General features: G+C 71.1%; 22 protein-coding genes. 14 read left to right on the top strand and 8 right to left on the bottom strand.

Annotation, left to right across the window (positions count from 1 at the left end; genetic code table 11):
- Positions 1 to 124: 124 nt before the first annotated feature.
- The 6 genes from ABZX11_RS00570 (at position 125) to ABZX11_RS00545 (ending at position 6,325) form a co-directional block, all read left to right on the top strand.
- Positions 125 to 1,513, top strand: a complete 1,389-nt coding sequence (locus ABZX11_RS00570) for a glycoside hydrolase family 16 protein (protein ID WP_354908561.1) — start codon at positions 125 to 127, stop codon at positions 1,511 to 1,513.
- A gap of 83 nt (positions 1,514 to 1,596) precedes the next feature.
- On the top strand, positions 1,597 to 2,430 hold the full coding sequence (locus ABZX11_RS00565; RefSeq protein ID WP_033261013.1) for a LytTR family DNA-binding domain-containing protein: 834 nt from the start codon (positions 1,597 to 1,599) through the stop codon (positions 2,428 to 2,430).
- A gap of 14 nt (positions 2,431 to 2,444) precedes the next feature.
- Positions 2,445 to 2,972, top strand: coding sequence for a hypothetical protein (locus tag ABZX11_RS00560; RefSeq protein ID WP_354908558.1), 528 nt, complete (start codon positions 2,445 to 2,447; stop codon positions 2,970 to 2,972).
- A gap of 31 nt (positions 2,973 to 3,003) precedes the next feature.
- On the top strand, positions 3,004 to 4,794 hold the full coding sequence (locus tag ABZX11_RS00555; RefSeq protein ID WP_176173732.1) for a cation acetate symporter: 1,791 nt from the start codon (positions 3,004 to 3,006) through the stop codon (positions 4,792 to 4,794).
- A gap of 131 nt (positions 4,795 to 4,925) precedes the next feature.
- Positions 4,926 to 5,285: a rhodanese-like domain-containing protein gene (locus ABZX11_RS00550; protein ID WP_086847539.1), complete on the top strand. Its 360-nt coding sequence runs from the start codon at positions 4,926 to 4,928 to the stop codon at positions 5,283 to 5,285.
- Positions 5,286 to 5,287: 2 nt separating this feature from the next.
- Positions 5,288 to 6,325: a DUF4328 domain-containing protein gene (locus tag ABZX11_RS00545; RefSeq protein WP_354908556.1), complete on the top strand. Its 1,038-nt coding sequence runs from the start codon at positions 5,288 to 5,290 to the stop codon at positions 6,323 to 6,325.
- On the opposite strand, the gene ABZX11_RS00540 is transcribed toward ABZX11_RS00545, so the two are convergent.
- Positions 6,322 to 6,912 (bottom strand): TetR/AcrR family transcriptional regulator, encoded by a 591-nt coding sequence (locus tag ABZX11_RS00540; RefSeq protein ID WP_354908554.1) that lies wholly within the window; start codon positions 6,910 to 6,912, stop codon positions 6,322 to 6,324. The genes ABZX11_RS00545 and ABZX11_RS00540 overlap by 4 nt on opposite strands.
- Before the next feature lie 95 nt (positions 6,913 to 7,007).
- Between ABZX11_RS00540 and ABZX11_RS00535 the strand changes: the two genes are divergently transcribed.
- Both ABZX11_RS00535 and mca read left to right on the top strand, forming a co-directional pair.
- Positions 7,008 to 8,354 (top strand): DHA2 family efflux MFS transporter permease subunit, encoded by a 1,347-nt coding sequence (locus tag ABZX11_RS00535; RefSeq protein WP_354908551.1) that lies wholly within the window; start codon positions 7,008 to 7,010, stop codon positions 8,352 to 8,354.
- 371 nt (positions 8,355 to 8,725) lie between these two features.
- Positions 8,726 to 9,568 (top strand): mycothiol conjugate amidase Mca, encoded by an 843-nt coding sequence (gene mca, locus ABZX11_RS00530; RefSeq protein WP_354908548.1) that lies wholly within the window; start codon positions 8,726 to 8,728, stop codon positions 9,566 to 9,568.
- A gap of 74 nt (positions 9,569 to 9,642) precedes the next feature.
- Here mca and ABZX11_RS00525 read toward each other — a convergent pair whose 3' ends face one another.
- From ABZX11_RS00525 to ABZX11_RS00515, 3 genes are all read right to left on the bottom strand, one after another.
- On the bottom strand, positions 9,643 to 10,206 hold the full coding sequence (locus ABZX11_RS00525; RefSeq protein ID WP_354908546.1) for an IS3 family transposase: 564 nt from the start codon (positions 10,204 to 10,206) through the stop codon (positions 9,643 to 9,645).
- Positions 10,203 to 10,523: an IS3 family transposase gene (locus ABZX11_RS00520; RefSeq protein WP_354908543.1), complete on the bottom strand. Its 321-nt coding sequence runs from the start codon at positions 10,521 to 10,523 to the stop codon at positions 10,203 to 10,205. The genes ABZX11_RS00525 and ABZX11_RS00520 overlap by 4 nt, the downstream gene beginning before the upstream one ends.
- Before the next feature lie 429 nt (positions 10,524 to 10,952).
- Complete coding sequence (locus tag ABZX11_RS00515; RefSeq protein WP_354908540.1) at positions 10,953 to 12,119, bottom strand: cytochrome P450; 1,167 nt, start codon at positions 12,117 to 12,119, stop codon at positions 10,953 to 10,955.
- 53 nt (positions 12,120 to 12,172) lie between these two features.
- Between ABZX11_RS00515 and ABZX11_RS00510 the strand changes: the two genes are divergently transcribed.
- From ABZX11_RS00510 to ABZX11_RS00495, 4 genes are all read left to right on the top strand, one after another.
- Positions 12,173 to 13,054, top strand: a complete 882-nt coding sequence (locus ABZX11_RS00510) for a DUF5926 family protein (RefSeq protein WP_354908538.1) — start codon at positions 12,173 to 12,175, stop codon at positions 13,052 to 13,054.
- Positions 13,055 to 13,391: 337 nt separating this feature from the next.
- Complete coding sequence (locus ABZX11_RS00505) at positions 13,392 to 13,745, top strand: DUF952 domain-containing protein (protein ID WP_176173725.1); 354 nt, start codon at positions 13,392 to 13,394, stop codon at positions 13,743 to 13,745.
- 207 nt (positions 13,746 to 13,952) lie between these two features.
- Positions 13,953 to 14,459, top strand: coding sequence for a SigE family RNA polymerase sigma factor (locus tag ABZX11_RS00500; RefSeq protein ID WP_176173724.1), 507 nt, complete (start codon positions 13,953 to 13,955; stop codon positions 14,457 to 14,459).
- Positions 14,456 to 15,271, top strand: a complete 816-nt coding sequence (locus tag ABZX11_RS00495) for a hypothetical protein (RefSeq protein ID WP_354908534.1) — start codon at positions 14,456 to 14,458, stop codon at positions 15,269 to 15,271. The genes ABZX11_RS00500 and ABZX11_RS00495 overlap by 4 nt, the downstream gene beginning before the upstream one ends.
- A 93-nt stretch (positions 15,272 to 15,364) precedes the next feature.
- On the opposite strand, the gene ABZX11_RS00490 is transcribed toward ABZX11_RS00495, so the two are convergent.
- The 3 genes from ABZX11_RS00490 to ABZX11_RS00480 form a co-directional block, all read right to left on the bottom strand.
- A complete protein-coding gene (locus ABZX11_RS00490) occupies positions 15,365 to 15,919 on the bottom strand; it encodes a ferritin (protein ID WP_176173722.1) in 555 nt (184 codons plus the stop codon).
- A 149-nt stretch (positions 15,920 to 16,068) separates the two neighbouring features.
- Positions 16,069 to 17,256, bottom strand: a complete 1,188-nt coding sequence (locus ABZX11_RS00485) for an arginine deiminase (protein WP_354909180.1) — start codon at positions 17,254 to 17,256, stop codon at positions 16,069 to 16,071.
- A gap of 41 nt (positions 17,257 to 17,297) precedes the next feature.
- Positions 17,298 to 18,110: a CPBP family intramembrane glutamic endopeptidase gene (locus ABZX11_RS00480; protein WP_176173721.1), complete on the bottom strand. Its 813-nt coding sequence runs from the start codon at positions 18,108 to 18,110 to the stop codon at positions 17,298 to 17,300.
- A gap of 22 nt (positions 18,111 to 18,132) precedes the next feature.
- Between ABZX11_RS00480 and ABZX11_RS00475 the strand changes: the two genes are divergently transcribed.
- On the top strand, positions 18,133 to 18,594 hold the full coding sequence (locus ABZX11_RS00475; RefSeq protein ID WP_354908531.1) for a PPOX class F420-dependent oxidoreductase: 462 nt from the start codon (positions 18,133 to 18,135) through the stop codon (positions 18,592 to 18,594).
- Here ABZX11_RS00475 and ABZX11_RS00470 read toward each other — a convergent pair.
- Positions 18,586 to 19,380 (bottom strand): DUF2470 domain-containing protein, encoded by a 795-nt coding sequence (locus ABZX11_RS00470; protein ID WP_354908529.1) that lies wholly within the window; start codon positions 19,378 to 19,380, stop codon positions 18,586 to 18,588. The two genes, ABZX11_RS00475 and ABZX11_RS00470, sit on opposite strands and share 9 nt — an antisense overlap.
- A gap of 151 nt (positions 19,381 to 19,531) precedes the next feature.
- Here ABZX11_RS00470 and ABZX11_RS00465 point away from each other — a divergent pair, with 151 nt between their 5' ends.
- Positions 19,532 to 20,560 (top strand): hypothetical protein, encoded by a 1,029-nt coding sequence (locus ABZX11_RS00465; protein ID WP_176173718.1) that lies wholly within the window; start codon positions 19,532 to 19,534, stop codon positions 20,558 to 20,560.
- Positions 20,561 to 20,648: the final 88 nt, after the last annotated feature.

Below are 20,648 nucleotides of genomic sequence, written 5' to 3'. Positions count from 1 at the left end.
GTTTGTGACCTGAATCACTCAACCCCGGTAACGCCTCTGGAATCACCGTGGGGTGTCAGGTCTCCTTGTCGACGGGCTTTGTTGTGAACGGCAACAAATCCGGTCGACAAGGAGGTCGTCCCCGATGCCCCACTCCCGCAGACTCGCCCTCGGTGCGGTGCTCGGCGCCGCGCTCATCGCCATCCCCCTCACGCTGCCCGCCGCGGCGTCCATCCCGCCGCCCGAATCGGGCTGGACCACGGTCTTCGCCGACGACTTCACCGGCGGGGCCGGCACGCTCCCCTCGAGCGCCAACTGGATCGTCGACACCGGCCACAGCTACCCAGGCGGCCCCGCCAACTGGGGCACCGGGGAGATCCAGAACTACACGGCCAGCACCAGCAACCTCTCGCAGGACGGTGCCGGCAACCTCCGCATCACGCCGTTGCGCGACAGCGCGGGCAACTGGACGTCGGCGCGGATCGAAACCCAGCGCACCGACTTCAAGCCGCCGTCCGGCGGGGTCATGCGGATCGAAAGCCGGATCCAGATGCCGAACGTCACCGGCGCGGCCGCGCTCGGCTACTGGCCCGCGTTCTGGGCGCTCGGCGGCCCCTACCGCGGCAACTGGTGGAACTGGCCGGCCATCGGCGAGTTCGACATCATGGAGAACGTCAACGGGATCAACTCCGTCTGGGGCGTCCTGCACTGCGGCGTCAACCCGGGCGGCCCGTGCAACGAGACGACCGGGCTCCCGGCGAACCGCGCCTGCCCGGGCAGCAGCTGCCAGTCGGCCTTCCACACCTACCGCTTCGAATGGGACGCGAGCACCAGCCCGCAGGTGCTGCGCTGGTTCGTCGACGGCCAGCAGTTCCACTCGGTGAGCCAGAACCAGCTCGACGCGACGACGTGGGCCAACATGACGTCCCACCAGGGCTACTTCGTGCTGCTCAACCTCGCCATCGGCGGCGCGTTCCCGAACAACAACTCCGGCACCACGACGCCGGGGCCGGGCATCGTGCCGGGCCACCCGATGGTCGTCGACTACGTCACGGTGACCACCCGCGGCGGCGGTGGCGGCACGACGACCCCGCCGACCACGACCACGCCGCCCTCCGGCGGCGGCAGCGCCTACAGCACCATCCAGGCCGAGTCGTTCAGCCAGCAGTCCGGGGTGATCACCGAGGCCACCTCCGACAGCGGTGGCGGCCAGAACATCGGCGCGGTGGCCAACGGCGACTGGGCGCTCTACCCGAACGTGGACTTCGGCAGCAGCGCGGCGACCAACTTCCAGGCCCGCGTCGCGTCCGGGGCGGCGGCCGGCGTCAGCGGGCTCGTCGAGGTGCGGCTCGACAGCCGGTCCAACGCGCCGATCGGCAGCTTCGCGGTCGGCAACACCGGCGGCTGGCAGAGCTGGCGGACCGTGCCGGCGAACATCAGCGCGGTGACCGGCGTGCACAACGTGTATCTGACGTTCACCAGTGGTCAGCCCGCGGATTTCGTGAACCTGAACTGGTTCACCTTCGTGCATTGAGTGGAGGGGGCCCGCGGCCCCGGCCGCGGGTCTTCCCACATCAGGCAGACGGGGGCTGGACATTGCACTCGGCAATGGGCAGGATGCGTTTCACTGTGAGTGCTCACGATGACACCCGGAAGCTCGTGGTCCTGGCCGTGGACGACGAGCCGAACGGTCTTGACGAACTCGTCCACTGCCTGCGCAACAGCCCGCACGTGGCCAAGGTGTTCCCGGCGATCGACGCCTCCGAGGCGCTGCGGTTGCTGTCCACCGACGACCCGCGGCTGCGCGAGCGCAAGGACCGCGGCCTGCCGATCGTCGACGCCGTCTTCGCCGACATCGACATGCCCGGCCTGTCCGGCATGGAGATGTCGCGCGTGTTCGCCGCGCTGCGGCCCTCGCCCGCGCTGGTGTTCGTCACCGGGCACGCCGAAGAAGCGGTCAACGCCTTCGACCTCGGCGCCCTCGACTACGTGCTCAAGCCCTACCAGCAGGACCGCCTCGACCGCGCGATCACGCGCGTGATCGACAAGCTCGCCGCGGCCGCGGCGCCCCCGCCCGGCGCGCTGGGCGGCGAGCCGGTCAAGAACGACGACGAGGTCATCCCGGTCGAGCTGGCCGGGACGACCAAGCTCATCCCGCGCTCGTCGGTCCGCTGGGTCGAGGCGCAGGGTGACTACGCGCGGCTGTTCACCACCGAAGGCAGCCACCTGGTCCGCATCCCGCTCGCCCAGCTCGAGGAGCGCTGGGAGAAGGCCGGGTTCGTCCGCATCCACCGGTCTTTCCTGGTCGCCCTGCCGCTGATCACCGAGCTGCGCATGGGCCAGGGCGGCTACCAGGTCGTGATCGGCAACGAGGAGAAGGTGCTGCCGGTCAGCCGTCGGCACACCCGCGCGCTGAAGGACCGGCTGGTCGGTTCGGGCCGGAACGGCTGAGCCGGGACCGGCCCATGACCGACGACTTCTACGAGCGCCGCGCCAACGGCGTCCGAGAGCCGGACCCGACCCTCGGCAGGCGCGGTCCCCGGCCGCTGCCGCAGCCGGCGGAGCGTGCCGTCGTCGAGCACCTGCCGCCCGCGCCGGAGAACGAGCCGCCGCCGAAGCCGGAACACCACGCGAAACCCAAGCGGGAGCGGGTGATCCTCGCCGACCCGCGCCGCGGGGCGGGCACCCTGCGCGCCCGGGTCGAGCTGGAGGAGCAGACCAGCTGGGGGAAGCTGCTCGTCCGCGACCACCTGGTGAAGGTGCAGCTGCGCACGGCGTTGCTGCTCGCCCTGCTCGTCGTCGGCGTCTTCGGTTCCCTGCCCGTGCTGTTCTACCTGGTGCCCGGGTTCTCCAGGGCCAGCCTGCTGGGCATCCCGGTGGCCTGGCTGATTCTCGGCGTGCTGCCGTTCCCATTCCTGTTCGGTGTCGGAATCTGGTACAACCGGCTCGCCGAACGCAACGAACGCGCGTTCGTGGACATGATCGAAAACTAGTTTCGCGCCCGCTCGTGCGAGGATTCCTCCCGTGCAGTTGAACCCGTGGGCCTTGACCGGCATCGTGCTGGTCGCCGTGGTGACGCCCTACCTCGGTCTCCGCTCCTCGCGGTCGGCGACGAGCACGCACGATTTCCTGGTCGCGCGGCGCACCGTGCGCTCCCGCCGCAACGCCGCCGCGATCTCCGGCGAATACCTGTCGGCGGCCTCGTTCCTCGGCATCGCCGGAATCGTGCTCAAGGACGGCGCCGACGCGTTGTGGTTCCCGATCGGCTTCACCGCGGGCTACCTGGCGCTGATGCTGTTCGTGGCGGCCCCGCTGCGCCGGTCCGGGGCCTACACGCTGCCCGACTTCGTCGAAATGCGGCTCGGTTCGCAGGGCCTGCGCCGGTTCTCCACGGCGTTCGTCGTCTTCATCGGGATCCTGTACATGGCCCCGCAGCTGCAGGGCGCCGGCCTGACCCTGGCGACGGTGCTGCCGGTGCCGGCCTGGGCGGGCGCGATCGCGGTGATGGTCGTGGTCACGGTCAACGTGATCTCCGGCGGGATGCGCGCGATCACCGTGGTCCAGGCGTTCCAGTACTGGCTCAAGCTGTTCGCCATCGCGGTGCCGGCGTTCGTGCTGTGCGTGGTCTTCTTCACCGGCGGCAGCCCGGACGGGTTCCGGCCGCTCGGCGCCCCCGCGCCGCCGGTGTTCGTCACCGACACCACGGTCGACGTGCAGACCGACGTCACCCTGCGCGTCACCGCGGACACCTACCTCTACGCCTACGGCCGCACCGACAACGGCCCGGCGGCCGGGCCGACGCACTGGACCCCGCTGGCGCCGCACACGGTGTCCGAGGGCACCAAGCTGAAGTTCATGGCCGGCACGCCGGTCCCGGTGGTCGCCGACTCCGTCGCCGACAACGCGGACTGGCTGCACCCGGCCTCCGGCAGCCTCACCGACCTGCTCCAGACGTACTCGCTGATGTTCGCGACGTTCCTCGGCACGATGGGCCTGCCGCACGTGCTGGTGCGCTTCTACACCAACCCGGACGGCAAGGCCGCCCGCCGCACGACCGTGCACGTCCTGCTGCTGCTCGGGCTGTTCTACCTGTTCCCGACGCTGCTGGGCGCGCTGTCGCGGATGTACGTCCCCGAGCTGCTGGTGACCGGCAAGACGGACGCGGCGATCCTGCGGCTGCCCTCGGCGATCCTGCCCGGGGTCGGCGGCCAGATCCTCGGCGCGGTCACCGCGGCCGGCGCGTTCGCCGCGTTCCTGTCCAGCACGTCCGGGCTGCTGGTGAGCGTGGCCGGGGTGGTCTCGACCGACCTGCTGCCCGGCCGGGTGCGGGACTTCCGGGTGGCGGCCGGGCTGGTCGCGCTGTTCCCGATCGGGCTGGCGGTCGCGCTGCGGCCGGATGACATCTCGCTGTCGATCGGGCTGACGTTCGCCCTCGCCGCGTCGACGTTCAGCCCGCTGCTGGTGCTGGGCATCTGGTGGCGCAAGCTGTCCTGGCCGGGCGCGCTGGCCGGGATGTTCGTCGGCGGCGGCCTGGTGCTGGCCGCGCTGGTGGTCAACGTGGTGAGCGGCTACACCGGCGGCTGGGCGCCCTGGTTCGTCAACCAGCCCGCGCTGATCACCGTGCCGGCCGCCTTCGTGACGACGTACCTGGTCAGCCGCGTGACCGGGTACGGCCGCCCGGAGCACGTCCACGACATCATGCTCCGGCTGCACGCCCCGGACCCGCTCGGCTTCATGCGCGACCGGGCCGTCGCCCGGTTCGGCCAAGCCGAGGAGAAAACCCGCGTCGCCGGCCGCGGCCGCCACCGCAAGTAACCCGTGTCGCCCTCCCCATCACGCGTGTCGCCCCTCCAATCACGCGTGATGGCCTCCCAATCACGCGTGCGGCCCGGAACCGCACGGGTGATCGGCTACCTCACGCGCGGGCAACGCCTCCGCATGGCAGCATGGGAATCGTGGTGAGCCCTGCTGAACTGCCGACCGCCGAGGTCCGCGACCTGCCCAAGGACGGCCTCGTGCTGCTCGACGTCCGCGAAGACGACGAATGGGCCGCCGGGCACGCGCCCGGCGCGGTGCACATCCCGATGGGGGAGCTGCCCGCCCGCGTCGGCGAGCTGGCCGACCTGCCCGACGACCAGCCGATCCACGTGATCTGCCGCAGCGGCGGCCGGTCCGCGCGCGCGGCCGCGTGGCTGAACCAGAGCGGCTGGGACGCGGTGAACGTGGCCGGCGGCATGGGCGCGTGGCAGCGCGAAGGCCGTCCGATGGTCGGCGAGCACCCCGGCATCGAACCCGAAGTGATCTAGCCTTGCACCCGGGGCAGCCTCCCGCCGGGCAGCCGTACCCGCCCGGGTACTGGCCGCGCCAGGCGCCGCCGCCGTCCGCCCAGCAGCTGCAGGGCCGGACACTGGCCGCCCAGCCGGAGCCCTACCCCTACCACCGCCGTCCGGCGTACCGGCCGAAGCTGCGCTGGGTGGCGACCCCGCCGCCCGGTGCGTGGCCACGCCGCCGCGTCGTCGCGCCCGAGCCGTACCTCGGCCCGCCGTCGTACCCGGTGCCGCCGCGCTGGGGGTTCCCGAACCTCGTCTGGCGGCGCCCGACGTCGGTGCCCGGCACGGCGTCCGACGAGATCCGCCCGATCGACCGGGTGCCGGTGCTCAGCCGCAGCGTGGTTGTCGTCCTCTTCGCGTTCGCGGTGCTCGCCCTGGCCGCGGCCGGTGCGGAGATCTGGCGGTACGTGCTGCTGGTCCAGGGCCGTGATTCCGCGCTGTCCCGCTCGGTGGTGGCGTTCTCCGACGGCTTCGTGCTGGCCGCGGGCCTGCTCGCCTCGATCCTCGCGCTGCTGCCCGCGGGGCTGTCGCTGTGGTGGCTGCTGGTCGCGCGCCAGGCGGCGGCGGAAGTGTCGGGCGACGACCCGCCGCGGCCGCTGTGGCAGGTGCTGGTCGGCGTGCTCGTGCCGGTGGCGAACCTGCCGCTGGCATTGTCGGTCGTCGGCGAGCTGGAGCACGCGGTGCTGGGCCGCGCGCGGGACGTCCGGCCGAAGCCGTCGCGGCAGGTGCTCGTGTGGTGGGGTGCCTGGCTGCTGAACTGGATCCTGCTGGGCGTGTCGATCGCCTGGCGTTTCCGTGACGACGTGCAGTCGATGGCGGACAGCGTCGTCCTGGTCGCGCTGACCGACCTGTCGGCGGTCGCGCTGGCCGTGCTGACGGCCTTGCTGGTACGGCGGTTCTCCGCGCTGCTGGCGCCGTCGGACGCCCGGGACGTGCGCGAGATGCGCGTGCTGAAGGTGCAGGGCGCGCCGGAGCCGGAACTGCGGACTTCGCGGCCGGCCGGCGCCGCGCGCTAGTACCTCCCGAAGACCGGTTCCAGCTGGTCGAAGGCCTGTTCCGCGATGGGCCACAGCTCGTCGACGATGGCTTCCCCGTTTTCCAGGGTCCGGTCGAAGACCTCCTGGAAAAGCAGGCGCAGGACCGTCGCGAGGTGAGCCGCGGCGAGTGCCGGGTTGAGCTCCTCTTCGGGGTGGCGCCGGACGAGGAGGTCGATCAACGCCGACTCGCGTTCGCGGTGCATCTCGTGCAGCGCGTTCGTGAGGACCGGGCTCTCCTTGATCATCCGCACGAAGCCGGGGCCGGAGAAGCCGACCAGCGCGCGCTCGGCGCCCAGCGCTTCGAAGTAGAGCTCGCGCGTGTCGTGGAAGACGCTGTCGCGGATCAGGGCGGCGGGCCAGGACGCGAAGTCTTCGCGGATGTCGAAGACCAGGTCTTCCTTGCGCGGGAAGTGGTTCGTCACGGTCATCTTGGCGACCCGCGCCTCGGCGGCGATGTCCGCGATCGTCACGTCCTCGAAGCCGTTGCGGATGAACAGCCGGGTGGCCACGTCGGAGATGGTCTTCCGGGTCTCGTGCTTCTTCTGGGCCCGCAGTCCCTCGCTCATGGCGTCACTCTACTGGGTCGGACCCAAGATTGTGCTTGACCCAATGAGTGGGTCGAACCTAATCTGAGGTTCGACCTAATCAACCGGGGGTGGGCATGACAACGGCGGTACGACCCGATGCGGCGCCGTGGCGGCTCGGCGGGGTGCTGATCATGGGCGCGGTGCTGTCGATCCTCGACGCGACGATCGTGACGGTCGGGATCGGTTCGATCGCCCGTGACCTGGAGAGCCCGCTGACGACGGTCCAGTGGGTGGCGAGCGCGTATCTGCTCGCGGCCTCGGCGGCCATCCCGCTGTCGGGCTGGCTGACGGACCGGTTCGGCGGCCGCGCGGTCTGGCTGGCGGCGGTGGCGATCTTCACGGCGGGCACCCTGCTGTGCGGCTTCGCCTGGTCGGCGCCGGCCTTGATCGCGTTCCGCGTGCTGCACGGGCTGGGCGGCGGGTTGATGCAGCCGGTCGGCCAGGCGGTGTTCGCCCAGGCGGCGGGCCCGGCGCTGGGCCGGATGATCGGCGTGATCACCCTCCCGGCCACGGTGGCCCCGGTACTGGGCCCGATGCTCGGCGGCGCACTGGTGGCGGACTTCGGCTGGCGCTGGATGTTCTTCGGCATCGTCCCGCTGGGAGTGGCAACGTTCCTCTGCGCCCGCCGCCTCCTCCCGGCCCCAGCCCCCGACGGCGCGGCCGCACCTCTGGACGTCCGGGGGATCGCGCTGCTGTCGCCCGGGCTCGGCAGCTTCGTCTACGGCTTGGCCGAGGGAGTGGCGGTCGCCTGGCTGGCCGGGGCCGCGTTGCTGGTGGCGTACGGCATCCACGCGTCCCGCACGGCGTCACCGGTGCTCGACCTGGCGTTGTTCCGGAACAAGGGATTCGCGGTGGCGAGCGGGAGCACGTTCCTGCTGGGGGCGTCGCTGTACAGCTCGATGTTGCTGCTCCCGCTGTACTACGAGCAGGTGGAGCAGGCGAGCCCGCTGCGGGCGGGCCTGCTGCTGGCGCCTCAGGCTCTGGGCTCAGCGGCGGTGATGCTGGCAAGCGGCCGCTTGCTGTCCCGCTTCGGCCCGCGTCGCCTGATGCTGGGCGGAATAGCTTTGTCCCTGCTGGGCACGATCGCCTTCGCCTGCGTGGCCGCAGAACCTGGCGGCGCGGTGCTGACGCTGTCCCTCTTGATCCGAGGAGTCGGCCTGGGAGCGGCAACGGCCCCGGGGATGACAACGCTCTACGGCTCACTGAAGAAGCCCGACATCGCCAGGGCGGCCAGCGCGTTCAACGTGGTCAACCGCATCGGAGGCTCGCTGGGGACGGCCCTCCTGGCCGCGATCCTCCACCACGAGCTCACCGCCGCACCGGCCTCCACGGCCTTCGGCACCACGTTCACCTGGGCCCTCGCCCTGTCGGCGTTGACCCTGATTCCGGCCCTGTTCTTCCCCCAAAGAAGCCCACATTGACTCCCGCCCCGACCAGACCCCAGCCCGACGACCTCGGCCACCCCCGCCGCGACCTCACGCCGCCGCCCCGGACCACCGAGCGCCGCGGCACCCGGCCCCGATTCCCGCTCTTCCCGGCAGCGACCGTTCGCCGCCACCTCACCCCCCCGCACCCGCCCACCGAGCGCCGCCGAGCGGGGTTCCCGCGCTTTCCTAGGCGGCGACCCTTCGCCGCGAACTGACCGCGCCGCGCGCCACCGAGCGCCTCCGGCCTCGATTCCCGCCCCTTCCCTGATCGGCGACCTTTCGGCGCGAGCTCACTCCGCCGCATCCGCCCACCGAGCGCCGCCGGCGCCGTCCCCGATTCCCGCACTTCCCGAAGGAGCCCCCTGATGACCTTCCGCCTGCTGAGCGTCCACGCCCACCCGGACGACGAGTCCAGCAAGGGTGCAGCCACGCTGGCCCGCTACGCCGCCGAAGGCGTCGACGTCCTGGTGGCCACCTGCACCGGCGGCGAACGCGGCGACATCCTCAACCCGGCCCTCGACACAGCCGAGACATGGGCGGACCTACCGGCGATCCGCCGCCGCGAGATGGCCGCGGCTGCCGAAATCCTGGGCGTCCGCCAACGTTTCCTCGGCATGGTCGACTCCGGCCTCCCCGACCCCGGCGAGTCTCTGCCCGAAGGCTGCTTCGCCGCCCTGCCCCTGGCCGAGGCAGCGGCACCCCTGGTGGCCCTGATCCGCGAGTTCCGCCCCCACGTGGTGATCACGTACGACGAAACGGGCGGCTACCCCCACCCGGACCACATCCGCACCCACGAGATAACGACCGAAGCCTTCACCGCGGCCGCCGACCCCACCCGCTATCCCGGCACCGGCGAGCCCTGGCGCCCCCAAAAGCTGTACTACCAAGCAACTCTGAGCCGAGCCTGGTTCGAGGCCATCCACAAGGCAACCGTCGCCGCCGGCCTGGAGTCCTCAATGGCCGAAGTCCTGAACGAACTCCCACCCGACAAACTCCCCATCACCACCAAAATCCGCTGCGAGAACCACTTCGCCACCCGCGACCGCGCCCTCCTGGCCCACCAGACCCAAGTAGACCCGGCCCACCCGTTTTTCACCCACTCAAGAGAAATCGAACGCCAGACCTGGCCCCACGAGGACTACCACCTGGCCCACTCAACCCCCGGCCCCAAAGTGGAAGACGACCTCTTCACCGGAGTAACCCCATGAAGCCCCGCCAATCACGTGTGAAGCCCGCCCAATCACGCGAGTGGAGTTGCCCCGGTGGGGCGGACACGGGGTTTTCAGGCAGTCAGGGCCTGAGAGTAGTTGGTGCGGGTTTCGGCTGGGGTGTGGTGGCCGTTGGTGGAGTGCAGCCGGTGGTGGTTGTAGTAGCGCAGCCAGGTGAACACGTCGTGGCGGGCTGCTGCTCTGGTGGGCCAGATCGTGGTGCCGATCTCGGTCTTCAACGTGGCGAGGAAGGCTTCGGCGACGGCGTTGTCGTAGCAGGACCCGACCCGCCCGATCGACGGGCGGATCCGGTGCTCGGCGAGGGCGGTGCGGAACTGGCCGGAGGTGTACTGGACGCCGCGGTCAGAGTGAAACACCGCATCATCGCCGATCAGGCCGCGGGCAGCGGCCAGGTCGATGGCGTCGCAAACCAAGGTGGTGCGCATGTGGTCGGCTATGGCGTGGCCGACGACTTCGCGGGTGTGCAGGTCGATGACGGTGGCCAGGTAGAGCCAGCCTTCGAAGGTGGGCAGGCAGGTGATGTCCCCGACGAATCGCAGGCCGGGAGCGGTGGCGGTGAAGTCGCGGCGGATCAGATCACCGACCGGCGCGGTCGGGCCGGCCGCGGGCCGGGTCAACGCTCGGCGTTTGCGGCGGTGATCCCGGCCAGCCCGTGCTCCCGCATCAGCCGCTCGACCCGCTTGTGATTCACCAGGTGGCCGCGGCGGTGCAGTTCGGCGGTGATCCGCGGGACACCGTAGGCACCACGGTGCTCGGCGTGAATCCCGGCGATCACCCGCACCAGCTCAGCCTCGGCGTCCGCCCGCACGGCCCGGGCCTCCTCCGCGGCGACCCATTCGTGGAAGCCCTGCCGGCGCAAGCCCAGGACCTGGCACAACCGCTGCACACCGAAGGTGGCGCGGTGTTCGGAGATGAACCGGTAGCGGTAGCTCATCGATCCATCTCGCGCGCAAAATAGGCGGCCGCTTTCCGCAGGATCTCCTTCTCCTTCTGCAGCTCAGCGACCTGCTTCCGCAACCGCGCCACCTCACCGGGTCACCGCCGGGTCCTCTGCCGGCGGCCCGCCCTCGGCGGCCTGCGTGGTTGACCCCGAGTTCGCGGGCGATCTGCCGCAACGGCCGGTTACTGGAGTTGACCAGCTCGACGGCGTCACGACGGAACTGCTCCGGATACTTCGACCTGCGAGACACCAGGACATCCTCCCTCCAGACCACTGTCTGGAATCAAGGTGTCCGGCCCCACGGGGCAACTCCACACACGAGATCCGCCCAGAATCACGCGAGTTCCGCCTTCAATCACACGGAACCCGGCCCCGATCACGCGAGTCCCGCCCCGAATCACGCACGACCCGGGCGGGACCCCATCACACCGTGACCCGAAGCTCCCGCAACCCACGAATAACGAACTCGGGCCGCCGAGCCGGCGCTTCCACCAACCGCAGCCCCGGCAACTTCTCCGTCAGAGCACTCAACGCGGCAGCGATCTCCACCCGAGCAAGAGGAGCACCCACGCAGTAGTGAATCCCCATCCCGAACCCCAGGTGAGCGTTCGGCGTCCGCCCGATGTCCAGCCGATCCGGCTCCTCGAACACCTCCGGGTCCCGGGCCGCAGCACCCAGCAACGCGCCGATCTTCTGCCCGCGCGGCACGACGTACCCACAAATCGACACGTCCTCCGTCGCCGTCCGCTCGAACAGCTGCAGCGGCGCGTCGAACCTGATCAGCTCCTCGACACACGAATCCAGAAGGGCAGGTGAGGCCAGCAAGCGCTCCCACTGGTCCCGGTGCGTGAGCAGGGCCGTGATGCCGTTGCCGAGCACGTTGACCGTCGCCTCGTGGCCGGCCATCAGCAGCAACACCGCTGTGGCCACCAGCTCGTCGGGCGTCAGCTCGCTGCGCAGCAGATCGCTGATGATGTCGTCGCCCGGTGCGTCCGCGCGATCCGCGGCGACCGAACGGACGTAGTCGACGAACTCGGCCGCGGCCCGCTCGGCCGCGTCGCGTCCTTCCTCGGGCAGGCCGTACTCGTACATCTTCACGATCGCGTTGGACAGCTGGACCATCCGCGGCCCGTCGGTGCCGGGGACACCCAGCAGCTCGGCGATCACCGCGACCGGCAGCGGCTGGGCGAGGTGCTCGAGGAGGTCGGCACTCCCGTCCGCGGCGATCGCGGCCGCGAGGTCGTCGACCATGCCGGCGGCGAGCGTGGCGACCATCGGACGCAGCCGCTGCACGTGGCCGCGGCCGAACGCACCCGCGATCAGGCGGCGCAGGCGGGTGTGGGCCGGCGGCTCGTTCTCCAGCAGCGAGTTGCGGTGCAGCAGGTTGAACGAGGCGAACCGCTCGAGCGGCTGGGCGTCCTGCCAGATCCGGCCCAGGCCGCGGTGCCGCAAGACGGCCGACGACGCGGCGTGCGACACCGCGATGGCGATGCCCAGCCCTTCGTGGAAATGGACTTCGCCCTGTGCGCGCAGCGCGGCGAACGCCGGGTACGGGTCATCGAGGAACGCGGGATCGCGGGGGTCGAACACGTCGCGAGACTAACCCTTCGATAGCGTCTCAAGCCGAGCCAGAGGAGGCAGCAGTGGGCAAGGGCGCGCGCAAGAAGGGTCCCAAGCAGGCGTCGGACCGCAAGCAGAAGGTGCGCGACGTCTTCGTCGGCCAGCCCTTCGAGGGGCTGGCGGCGGAGCCCGAGCTGATCGCGCTGCGCGAGTTCGTCCCGTCCGCGACGGCCCAGCTCACCCTCGCCGACGGTGGCGACGTCACCCTCGGCACGGTGCTGCCCATGGCGGCGGCCGCGTTCGTCCGCTCGGACGGACGGCGCTACCTCGGCCTGCAGGTGCAGACCCGCTCGTCCGACATCAGCCGTGACCTCGGCCGGTCGCTGAAGTGGCTGCTGGACGCCAAGGAGGGCGACGTCCTCGGCGTGCCGGACACCACCACCCCGCCGTCCGCCGACGAGCACGCGCGGCTGCAGGACCTGCTGGCGCCGGGCGCGGAGCTCGACGTCACGCTGCACACGGACTTCGGCTGGTGGCTGCCCGAGGACGCGGACGCGACCGGTGACGTCGCCGTGTCGCTCGAGCGCGCGAACGCCGCGATCATGCCCACCGAACGGCTCGGCTCGGGCGCCTACTGGGTCCTCGCCGGCGAGAAGGCGCACCTGCGCTGGGTCCGGCCGGAGCCGGAAAACCTGCTGCTCCAGGCCCTCGCCCGGCTGTCCGCGGCCGGCGAGCTCGGCCTCGGCGAGGGCTCGCGGTACGCGGGCTCGTTCCGAGCGCACGGCCTGCTCGTCCCGGTCTGGGACCTCGACCCCGAGGCCCACGCCCGCGAGTGGGCGGACGCGAAGGAAGCCCTCGGCACCCGCCTCGAGACGGCGCTGAAGTCCCTCGACGACGAGCCCCTGAACGCAACCGAGCGCCGCGCCCGCGACGGCCTCATCGGCCGCCAGCTGACCCTGCGCTGACCCGCCGGCCGCCGACCGACGCACCGGTCGGCGGCCAACCGGTCGATGACCTGGTGCAACCCAGGCCACGACTGGCGCGAACCCCCAGCCTCGGCCCGGCGGCCAAACCGGCCGCCGATGATGGCCCGGCTCGGCCGGCGACCCGGCACCAACCCGGCTCGCCCAAGGGGCCCCGACCCCGCAGCCTCCCCGCCACCCGGCTGGCCCAACCCGTCGGCAGGTGCCGGACCATCGGTACGAACCGCGGGTCCTCCACTCGCTCGATGAGCGTTCAACCAGGCATTATGTGGCGCACGAGACACCGCCGCCGGTTCGTGCCGGTGGGACCATTCTCGACGTGATACTCCACATCTGCGGGGCGGCCGACTGGGCCGAAGTGGGCGAGGGCGGCGAGTACCGGGATCCGTCCCTGGAGGAAGTCGGGTTCATCCACTGCTCCGACTTCGGCACGGCTACCCTGCCGGCCAACATCCGGTTCCGGGGTCGCACCGACCTCGTGCTGCTCGAAATCGATCCGGCGAAGGTCGACGCGCCGGTCCGCTGGGAAGACGGCGTGCCGCCGCACCCGGCCGGGATCTGGTTCCCGCACGTCTACGGGCCGATCCCGCACGCCGCCGTGGTCGGTGTGCACGAATTCCGTGAGTCCGAGGGCGCCGGCTTCCGGCTGCCCGACTCGCTCGCCCACCGCTGACGTGGGCAGATCAGCGCCCGGCCGACCAAGAGGGAATTCGGCCGGGAACGCAGGCAACCTGAGGGGGCTGTGATGCGTGTTGGGGAGGAAAGCGAGCCGGCTTCCGGCTACCCGACCCCGATGGGAGGCGATACGGTGACCGCTGCGGCACCCGTCCTCACCGGGGGAGACGCCTGGGTGAGCGCAGGCCGAGGGAGGGCCGCGACGTTGGCTGGCGAGTTCGTCGACTTCGGCGAGTTCGTGCAGGCCACCTTGCCGGGTTTGCTGCGGTACGGCCACGCGCTCACCGGCAACCCGCACGACGCCGCGGACCTGGTCCAGACCGTGCTGGAGAAGATCGGCTCGCGCTGGACGTACGTCCACGAAAAGACCGGCGACCCGCTGGCCTACGTCCGCCGGTCCATGGCGAACGCGCACGTGAGCCGCTGGCGGCGGACGCGGCGGGAGAACCTCGTCGCCGACCTGCCGGACACCAGCCCGCACGTGCCGGCCGATCCGTTCGAGCACGAGCCGCTGTGGCGTGCGTTACGAACGCTGCCGCCGCGACAACGGGCCGTCATGGTGCTGCGTTATTACGAGGGTCTGTCGGAAGCGGAGATCGCGAGCGCCCTCGGCGTCACGCAGGGCACCGTGAAGAGCCAGGCCAGCAAGGCGATCACGTCGTTGCGGATGAAGCTGAAGTCGGCCGACGGCGAAGGGAGTGGTGCGGGTTGAACATCTCCGAAGACGAACTGGAGCAGCGCCTGCGCGCGCTGTTCGCCGACGAGCGGCTGGACTTGCCCCCGCCGCCCGACGCCGGGACGGTCATCGTCACCGGGGCGCGACGGCGTCGTCGCCGTCGGCACGTCGTGCAGGCCGTCGCCGGGGTTGCGGCCGCCGCGGTCGCTGTCGCGGGCGGGCTGACCATGGTCCGGCTGCACACCGAGGACGGCACCGCGGCGATGTCCGCCGCCGGGACCGGAACCAGCGTCAAGCCGCCCGAGGACCTCACGCAGGGCCGGGCGCCGGAGCCGTCGACGCCGGCGGCGCCGACCGGCACCCAGAGCATCAGCGCTTCCGCGCCACCGCAGACGTCGCCGCGGCCGTCGGCCACGCCTCGGCCGACCAAGCTCCCCGCCGTGACCACGGGACCGCTGCTCGCGGCCGACGGTTTCGGCAAGCTCAAGCTGGGCATGTCCGAGGCCGACGTCGCCGCACAGACCATCACGCTCACCGATGCGCAGGCCGGCGCCGGCTGCACCATCTACAAGGCCGAGGGCAGTGGGCTCCCCGCGTCCGCGAGCGTCGTCATTTCGAAGACGTCCGGGCTCGTCGCCGTCACGCCGGACGTGGCCGTGCACACCGCCGAGGGCATCGGTGCCGGGTCGACGAAGGACCAGGTCCTCACCGTCTACCCGGCGGCCAAGGAAGAAGCCGGTGGCGTCGTCGCCCCGGCCGGGGCCACCGCCGAGTACCGCTTCCGGCTGGGCGAGACCGGCGTCGTGCAGACGAGCCTGACGAGCGCCACTCAGGACTGCGCCGGCTGAACAGACCGAGCCGGCTGAACGACTGGGCCGGCGGCATGCGGAAACCCGGGCTGTCCACAGGGGGAGAGCCCGGGTTTTCCGATTCTCAGAGGATCAGAGCGCGCCGCCGGCCACCGGCGGCATCTGCGAGTCGGTGCCGCCGTCGCCGACGGACTCGCGGTACAGGTGGTTCTCGACCTCGAACAGGTTGCCGTTCGCGCGCTTGACGACGTTCAGCAGCGTGTTCATCTGCGAGATCTCTTCGACCTGCTCCTTGAGGAACCACTGCGTGAACTGCTCGCTGATGTAGTCCTCTTCGGCGCGCGCGGCCTTGGCCATCGCGGAGATGTCGGCGGCGACCTCCTTCTCCTGCTCGAGCGCGAGCTCGATGAGCTCGGTGACGCCGGAGAAGTCGTTGCGCACCTCCCCGGTGCCGGGGATCTCGACGTGGTGGTCGCGGTCGAGCATGTACTGCACGAGCGCCATCGCGTGGTTGCGCTCTTCGACGGACTGCTTGTAGAAGTGCTTCGCCAGCTGCGGCAGGTCCTCGGCGTCGAACCACACCGCGAGCGCGATGTACTGCTGGGACGCGTTGAACTCGTTGTGGATCTGCGCCTGCAGCAGTTCGAAGAACTTCGAGCGCGGCTCTTTCTTCTTGGTGAGGGCCATGCAGATCAGAATAGATCAAGATTGGCCGAAATGCCACTCGGCACTGGTGATCTGCCCCCTATTAGGGTTACCATTCCTAAAGAAGACGAGCCTAATTTAAGTAAGCCTTCCCTAAATCGCGAAAGCAATTTAGGGAAGGCTTGCTTTGTTCAGCGCAGGGGATCGCGGCGGATCGGGCAGGACATGCACCGCGGCCCGCCCCGGCCGGAGCCGAGTTCGGAGCCCGCGATCGGCAGCACCTCGATGCCGGCCGCCTCCAGCCGCTCGTTCGTCTCGACGTTCCGCTCGTAGCCGACGACCACGCCGGGCGCCAGCGCGAGGGTGTTGTTGCCGTCGTCCCACTGCTCGCGCTCGGCCGTCACGGGGTCGAGGCCGGTGTCGATGACGCGCAGCCGGTCGATCTCCATCGCCTCGGCCGCGGCCACCAGGAACGGCGCCGGGCCGGCCACCTTCACCCCGCCGTCGCCGGTCGGGCGCAGCGTGAACGCTGTCAGCGAGTCGCGCGCCAGCGGGTACATCACCACCGCGTCGGCGTCGACCATCGTGCACACCGTGTCCAGGTGCATGGTCGCGCGGGACTGCTCGATCGGCACCGCCAGCACGGTGTGCGCGATGCCGTCGGCGAACACCGACCGCGCCAGCGACTCGGCACCCGCTGCCGTCGTCCGCTCGCCGACGCCGATGGCGAGCACGCCCGGCGCCAGCAGCATCACGTCGCCGCCTTCGATCGGCGCCGAATGGGCGCCGTACGCCCGGGCGGCGTGGCGGAACTGCGGGTGGTAGGCGTAGATCAGGTCGAGCACCGCGGTCTCGCGGCGGCGCGCGGGCATGTTCAGCGACGAAATCGCCACCCGGTCGGCGATCCACACCGACGAGTCGCGGGTGAACAGCAGGTTCGGCAGCGGATCGACGGCGAAGTCGTGCGGGTGGTTCATCATCCGCACCAGCGACGCGCCCTCGGCCGACGGCAGTTCCTCGAACGTCATCCCGGCCATCAGCACCTCGGCGAGGCCGGCCGCGTCGACGCTCGAGAGGTGCGAACGCAGCGAGTCGGCCAGGTCGCCGCCGAGCCGCCGGTCGTCGACCGCCGCGTGCACGCCCGCCGCGTGGGCCCGGTCGTCCTCCAGCGCCGTCCGGAGCGCGTCGGCCAGCAGCAGGACGCTCACCCCGCGGCCGCGCAGCACCTCGGCGAACGCGTCGTGCTCGTCCTGGGCCCGGTCGACCCAGGGGATCGAGTCGAACAGGAGCTGGTCGTTGTTGCGGGGCGTCAGCCTTTTGAGCTCGTTGCCGGGCCGGTGCAGCAGCACCGCGCGCAGGGGTCCGACTTCGCTGTCCACCCGGGGAGGTGCCGTTTCGTCGATCACCCCCCAGATCCTAGTCAGGGGAGCCAGGAAACGTGCCCCTTGAGCAGCGAGTATCCGACGAACGACACGAAGTCGAACAGCGTGTGGGCGGCGACCAGCGGCCACAGCCGGTTGGTCTTCTGCCACAGCCGTCCGAACACCAGTCCCATGATCAGGTTTCCGACGAACCCGCCGAACCCCTGGTATAGGTGGTACGACCCGCGCAGCACCGCGGCGCCGAGTAAGGCGTTGTTCTCGCGGACGCCGAGCTGCCGCAGCCGGGTCAGCAGGTAGCCGATGACCAGCACTTCCTCGGCGAACGCGTTGCCGAACGCCGAGAGCGTCAGCGTGATCGGCCGCCACCACGTATCGCCCAAAGTGGACGGTTGCACGGCCAGGCTGAACCCGAGGTGGTAGGAGACGAAGTAGAGCGCCAGTCCCGGGATCCCGATCAGCGCGGCGAGCCCGACGGTCAGCAGCGCGTCCCGGCCCGGCGACCGGCGGTCCAGGCCGAGCTGAGCGACCTTGATGCCCGCGCGCCACAGCAGGTACAGCCCGAGTGCGCCCCAGCCGACCAGCTGCGCGGCCGACAGCAGCTGCTTGAGCAGGTCGATCAGGCTCGCCGCGGCCTGCGGCACGTTCAGCTGGGTCTGCTGCTGGGCCAGCGGCACCGGCTGCAACAGCGAGTCCACAAGGGACAGCAGGCTGCGCACGCCGGACAGGCCGAGCGTGATCCCGAAGACGATCAGCAGCTCGAGCTTGATCGCGCGGCGCTCGCGCGGGTCGTCGATCGGCTCCGGGAACGACGGCCGGGCCGGGGCCAGCCACGATCGCGCGGTGAACGTCATGGACGCACGCTACCTTCGGGGTATGCCGAGGAGCATCGCCACCAACGAAACCGTCGACCGTGCCGCGCTGGTCGAGTTCCTGTCGACCCGCCACCGCGCGATCCTGCTGACCACGAAGGCAGACGGCGGCCCGCAGCTCTCGCCGGTCACCTGCGGCGTCGACGCCGAGGGCAGGCTGGTCATCTCGACCTACCCGAAGCGCGCGAAGGTCGTGAACGTCAAGCGCAACCCGAAGGTGTCGGCCTGCATCCTGTCCGACGAGTGGAACGACCAGTGGGTGCAGCTGAACGGCACCGCCGAGGTGCTGGACGTCCCGGAATCGGTCGAGCCGCTCGTGGAGTACTTCCGCGCCATTTCCGGCGAACACCCGGACTGGGCCGAATACCGCGAGGCCATGGTCAAGCAGGGCAAGAGCATCATCCGCGTGACGATCGAAAGCTGGGGGCCGATCGCGAAGGGCGGCTTCCCCGCCGAACTAGCCTGACCGCCCGCGCAGGAACGGGCAGCCGACGAGCCGGCGCAGCTCCGACGTGAGCTGCGCCGGGTTCTCGACGGACTTCGAGAACGCCAGCCGCACGTCGTGGTCGCCGGTGGCGGACTCGACGCGCAGCCGCAGCCCGAACCGATCGAGCCCGAGCGGGCGGATCCGGCCGCCGCGCAGCTCCGCCGGCAGGTGCTTGGCCAGCTGCTCGACGACGTCGGCGTGGTCGCTCTCCAAGTGCCGCAGCCAGTGGGCCTCGTAGTCGTGGAACGGGTCGGGCGGCGCGGCGCTGAACATGTGCGGGCGCAGCGAGTGCGTGCCCTCGGCGTCGGCGAGCACGAGCGACGCCGGGGTGAGCCGCAGCAGCGTGACGCCGTGGCCGACGTCGAGGAGCCGCTCGTCCGGCCGCGTTTCGGCGATCGCCACCGCTCGCGAACGGGCCGAAACCGGTGAAAGCGGCCGCAGCCAGCCGGTGATCCACAGCAGCCCGCGGATCGGTTCCCGCAGGGCGACCGGGGCCTGGTCGGCGAGCTCGACCATCACGGCCAGCTCGCCGCGCTGGGTCTGCTTCGCCGTCCGGACCATCGGGTGCTCGTCGGGCAGCAGCACGCTGACGCTGCCGCTGTGGTGCACGTGGTGCAGGAGCGGCACGACGCGCTCGCCGTCGAGGTCCGCGCGGTCGCAGGTCGGCAGCAACGATGCGGGGCCGTTGCGGGTCGCGATCGTCTTGGCGCGCTCGGCGGGGTTCGGCGCCGGCGGGCGGCGGACGGATGTGGGTGCCTCGGTCACGGCTCACCTCCTAGTTAGGTGAGCCTAACCTGAATTCGACGGTCTGGGTAGTCGTGGCGATCACGTCGTTTCCGTTGACCGGCGCATCCGGTAACGCCGGTGCCCACTTTGCCGAAAAGGGGGTGACAACCCGAGCCCCTGGGGGTTCCGCGTGCCGATCGTCCCGGTCCCCGAGAGCGTCCGCGCTTTCGAGCTCGACCCCGCCATGCCCTCCGGGGCCCTGCCGATCTTCGGCGAGTACCTCGACCGCCTGGGCCGCGACACCGCGAACCAGCGCCTGGTGGCGGGGTTCTTCCTGGCGTTCGGCGTGGTCCAGTTCGTCGCCGGCGCCGGGGTGGCGCTGCTGATCGGCACGTTCGCGCTGGCCGGCGCGATCGAGGCGTGGTGGCTCCACCGCGCGTACGTGCGGGTGCCCGAGGCGCGGCTCAAGCGGGAAGCGTTCCGGCTGGTGGACATCACCGCCGACGGCCTGGTCGCCGCCGGGCGGACGGTCGCCGTCCGTCTGCCGGACGGGCGCTGGCTGCGCGTCCGCCTCGACGAAGCCCACCGCTTGCTGGTGGCAGGCCACCGGCGGGTGTGGCTGCTGGGCCGCGGCCCGAAGGTGTTCGTCGGCTTCTCCGGCGTGGTGCGCCTCCGCCGCGGCCGCGTCCACGACGGCCCGCCGCCGGGCGCGCTCCCGGTGCCGGCACCGGCCGGCTCCGGTTCCCCGAGGCTCGACCCGGTGCTGACGGCCCACCGCCGCCAGATCGCCCGCGACCGCCGCGCGACGGCGGCGTTCCTGCTGGTGCTGGCTGGGTTCGCGGGCTGGGTCGCCCTCGACTTCCCGGCCGTGGGCTGGCTGGCGTGGACGTTCGGCGCGGGCGCACTGCTGGGAGCCGTCGCGGCGGTGCTGCGCGCGTTCGCCCACGACCGTCCCTTGGCGGCGGACCACTGGACGGAACTCCGAGCGGTCCTCGACGGCCCGGTCCGCATGACCCGCCACGGAGCGGCCAGGCTCAGCGGCCTGACAATGCTGGCGGACGGCCGCGTGGTCCCGTTCCGCCTCCCCAAGGCCGACCCCTCGATGGCGGCGAACATCGCGGCAACGGGCCGCTTGTGGATCGCGGGCGTCCCCCGCCCGGGAGCGGCCAAGACGGGCTTGCCGGGCTACCCGGTACTGGGCACGGTCTGGCTCGGCTGACCCCAGCCCGCAACTCGACAAAACGTTGCCAAGGGCCCAAGAGGATCCAAAACATCCCCCACCGCTCCCAGGGGGGCGACCCCAAGTC

This window comes from Amycolatopsis sp. NPDC004169 (assembly GCF_040610315.1).
In the GTDB taxonomy this organism is placed as follows: domain Bacteria; phylum Actinomycetota; class Actinomycetes; order Mycobacteriales; family Pseudonocardiaceae; genus Amycolatopsis.
The sequence above is the reverse complement of the archived record's forward strand: the minus strand, read 5'-3'. Positions and strand labels throughout refer to the sequence as shown.

Excerpts from the sequence above, each read along its gene's own strand:
- ABZX11_RS00570 (WP_354908561.1), top strand. The coding sequence starts at position 125 with ATGCCCCACTCCCGCAGACTCGCCCTCGGTGCGGTGCTCGGCGCCGCG.
- ABZX11_RS00565 (WP_033261013.1), top strand. The coding sequence starts at position 1,597 with ATGCGTTTCACTGTGAGTGCTCACGATGACACCCGGAAGCTCGTGGTC.
- ABZX11_RS00560 (WP_354908558.1), top strand. The coding sequence starts at position 2,445 with ATGACCGACGACTTCTACGAGCGCCGCGCCAACGGCGTCCGAGAGCCG.
- ABZX11_RS00550 (WP_086847539.1), top strand. The coding sequence starts at position 4,926 with ATGGGAATCGTGGTGAGCCCTGCTGAACTGCCGACCGCCGAGGTCCGC.
- ABZX11_RS00540 (WP_354908554.1), bottom strand. The coding sequence starts at position 6,912 with ATGAGCGAGGGACTGCGGGCCCAGAAGAAGCACGAGACCCGGAAGACC.
- ABZX11_RS00535 (WP_354908551.1), top strand. The coding sequence starts at position 7,008 with ATGACAACGGCGGTACGACCCGATGCGGCGCCGTGGCGGCTCGGCGGG.
- mca (WP_354908548.1), top strand. The coding sequence starts at position 8,726 with ATGACCTTCCGCCTGCTGAGCGTCCACGCCCACCCGGACGACGAGTCC.
- ABZX11_RS00520 (WP_354908543.1), bottom strand. The coding sequence starts at position 10,523 with ATGAGCTACCGCTACCGGTTCATCTCCGAACACCGCGCCACCTTCGGT.
- ABZX11_RS00490 (WP_176173722.1), bottom strand. The coding sequence starts at position 15,919 with ATGGCCCTCACCAAGAAGAAAGAGCCGCGCTCGAAGTTCTTCGAACTG.
- ABZX11_RS00480 (WP_176173721.1), bottom strand. The coding sequence starts at position 18,110 with ATGACGTTCACCGCGCGATCGTGGCTGGCCCCGGCCCGGCCGTCGTTC.
- ABZX11_RS00475 (WP_354908531.1), top strand. The coding sequence starts at position 18,133 with ATGCCGAGGAGCATCGCCACCAACGAAACCGTCGACCGTGCCGCGCTG.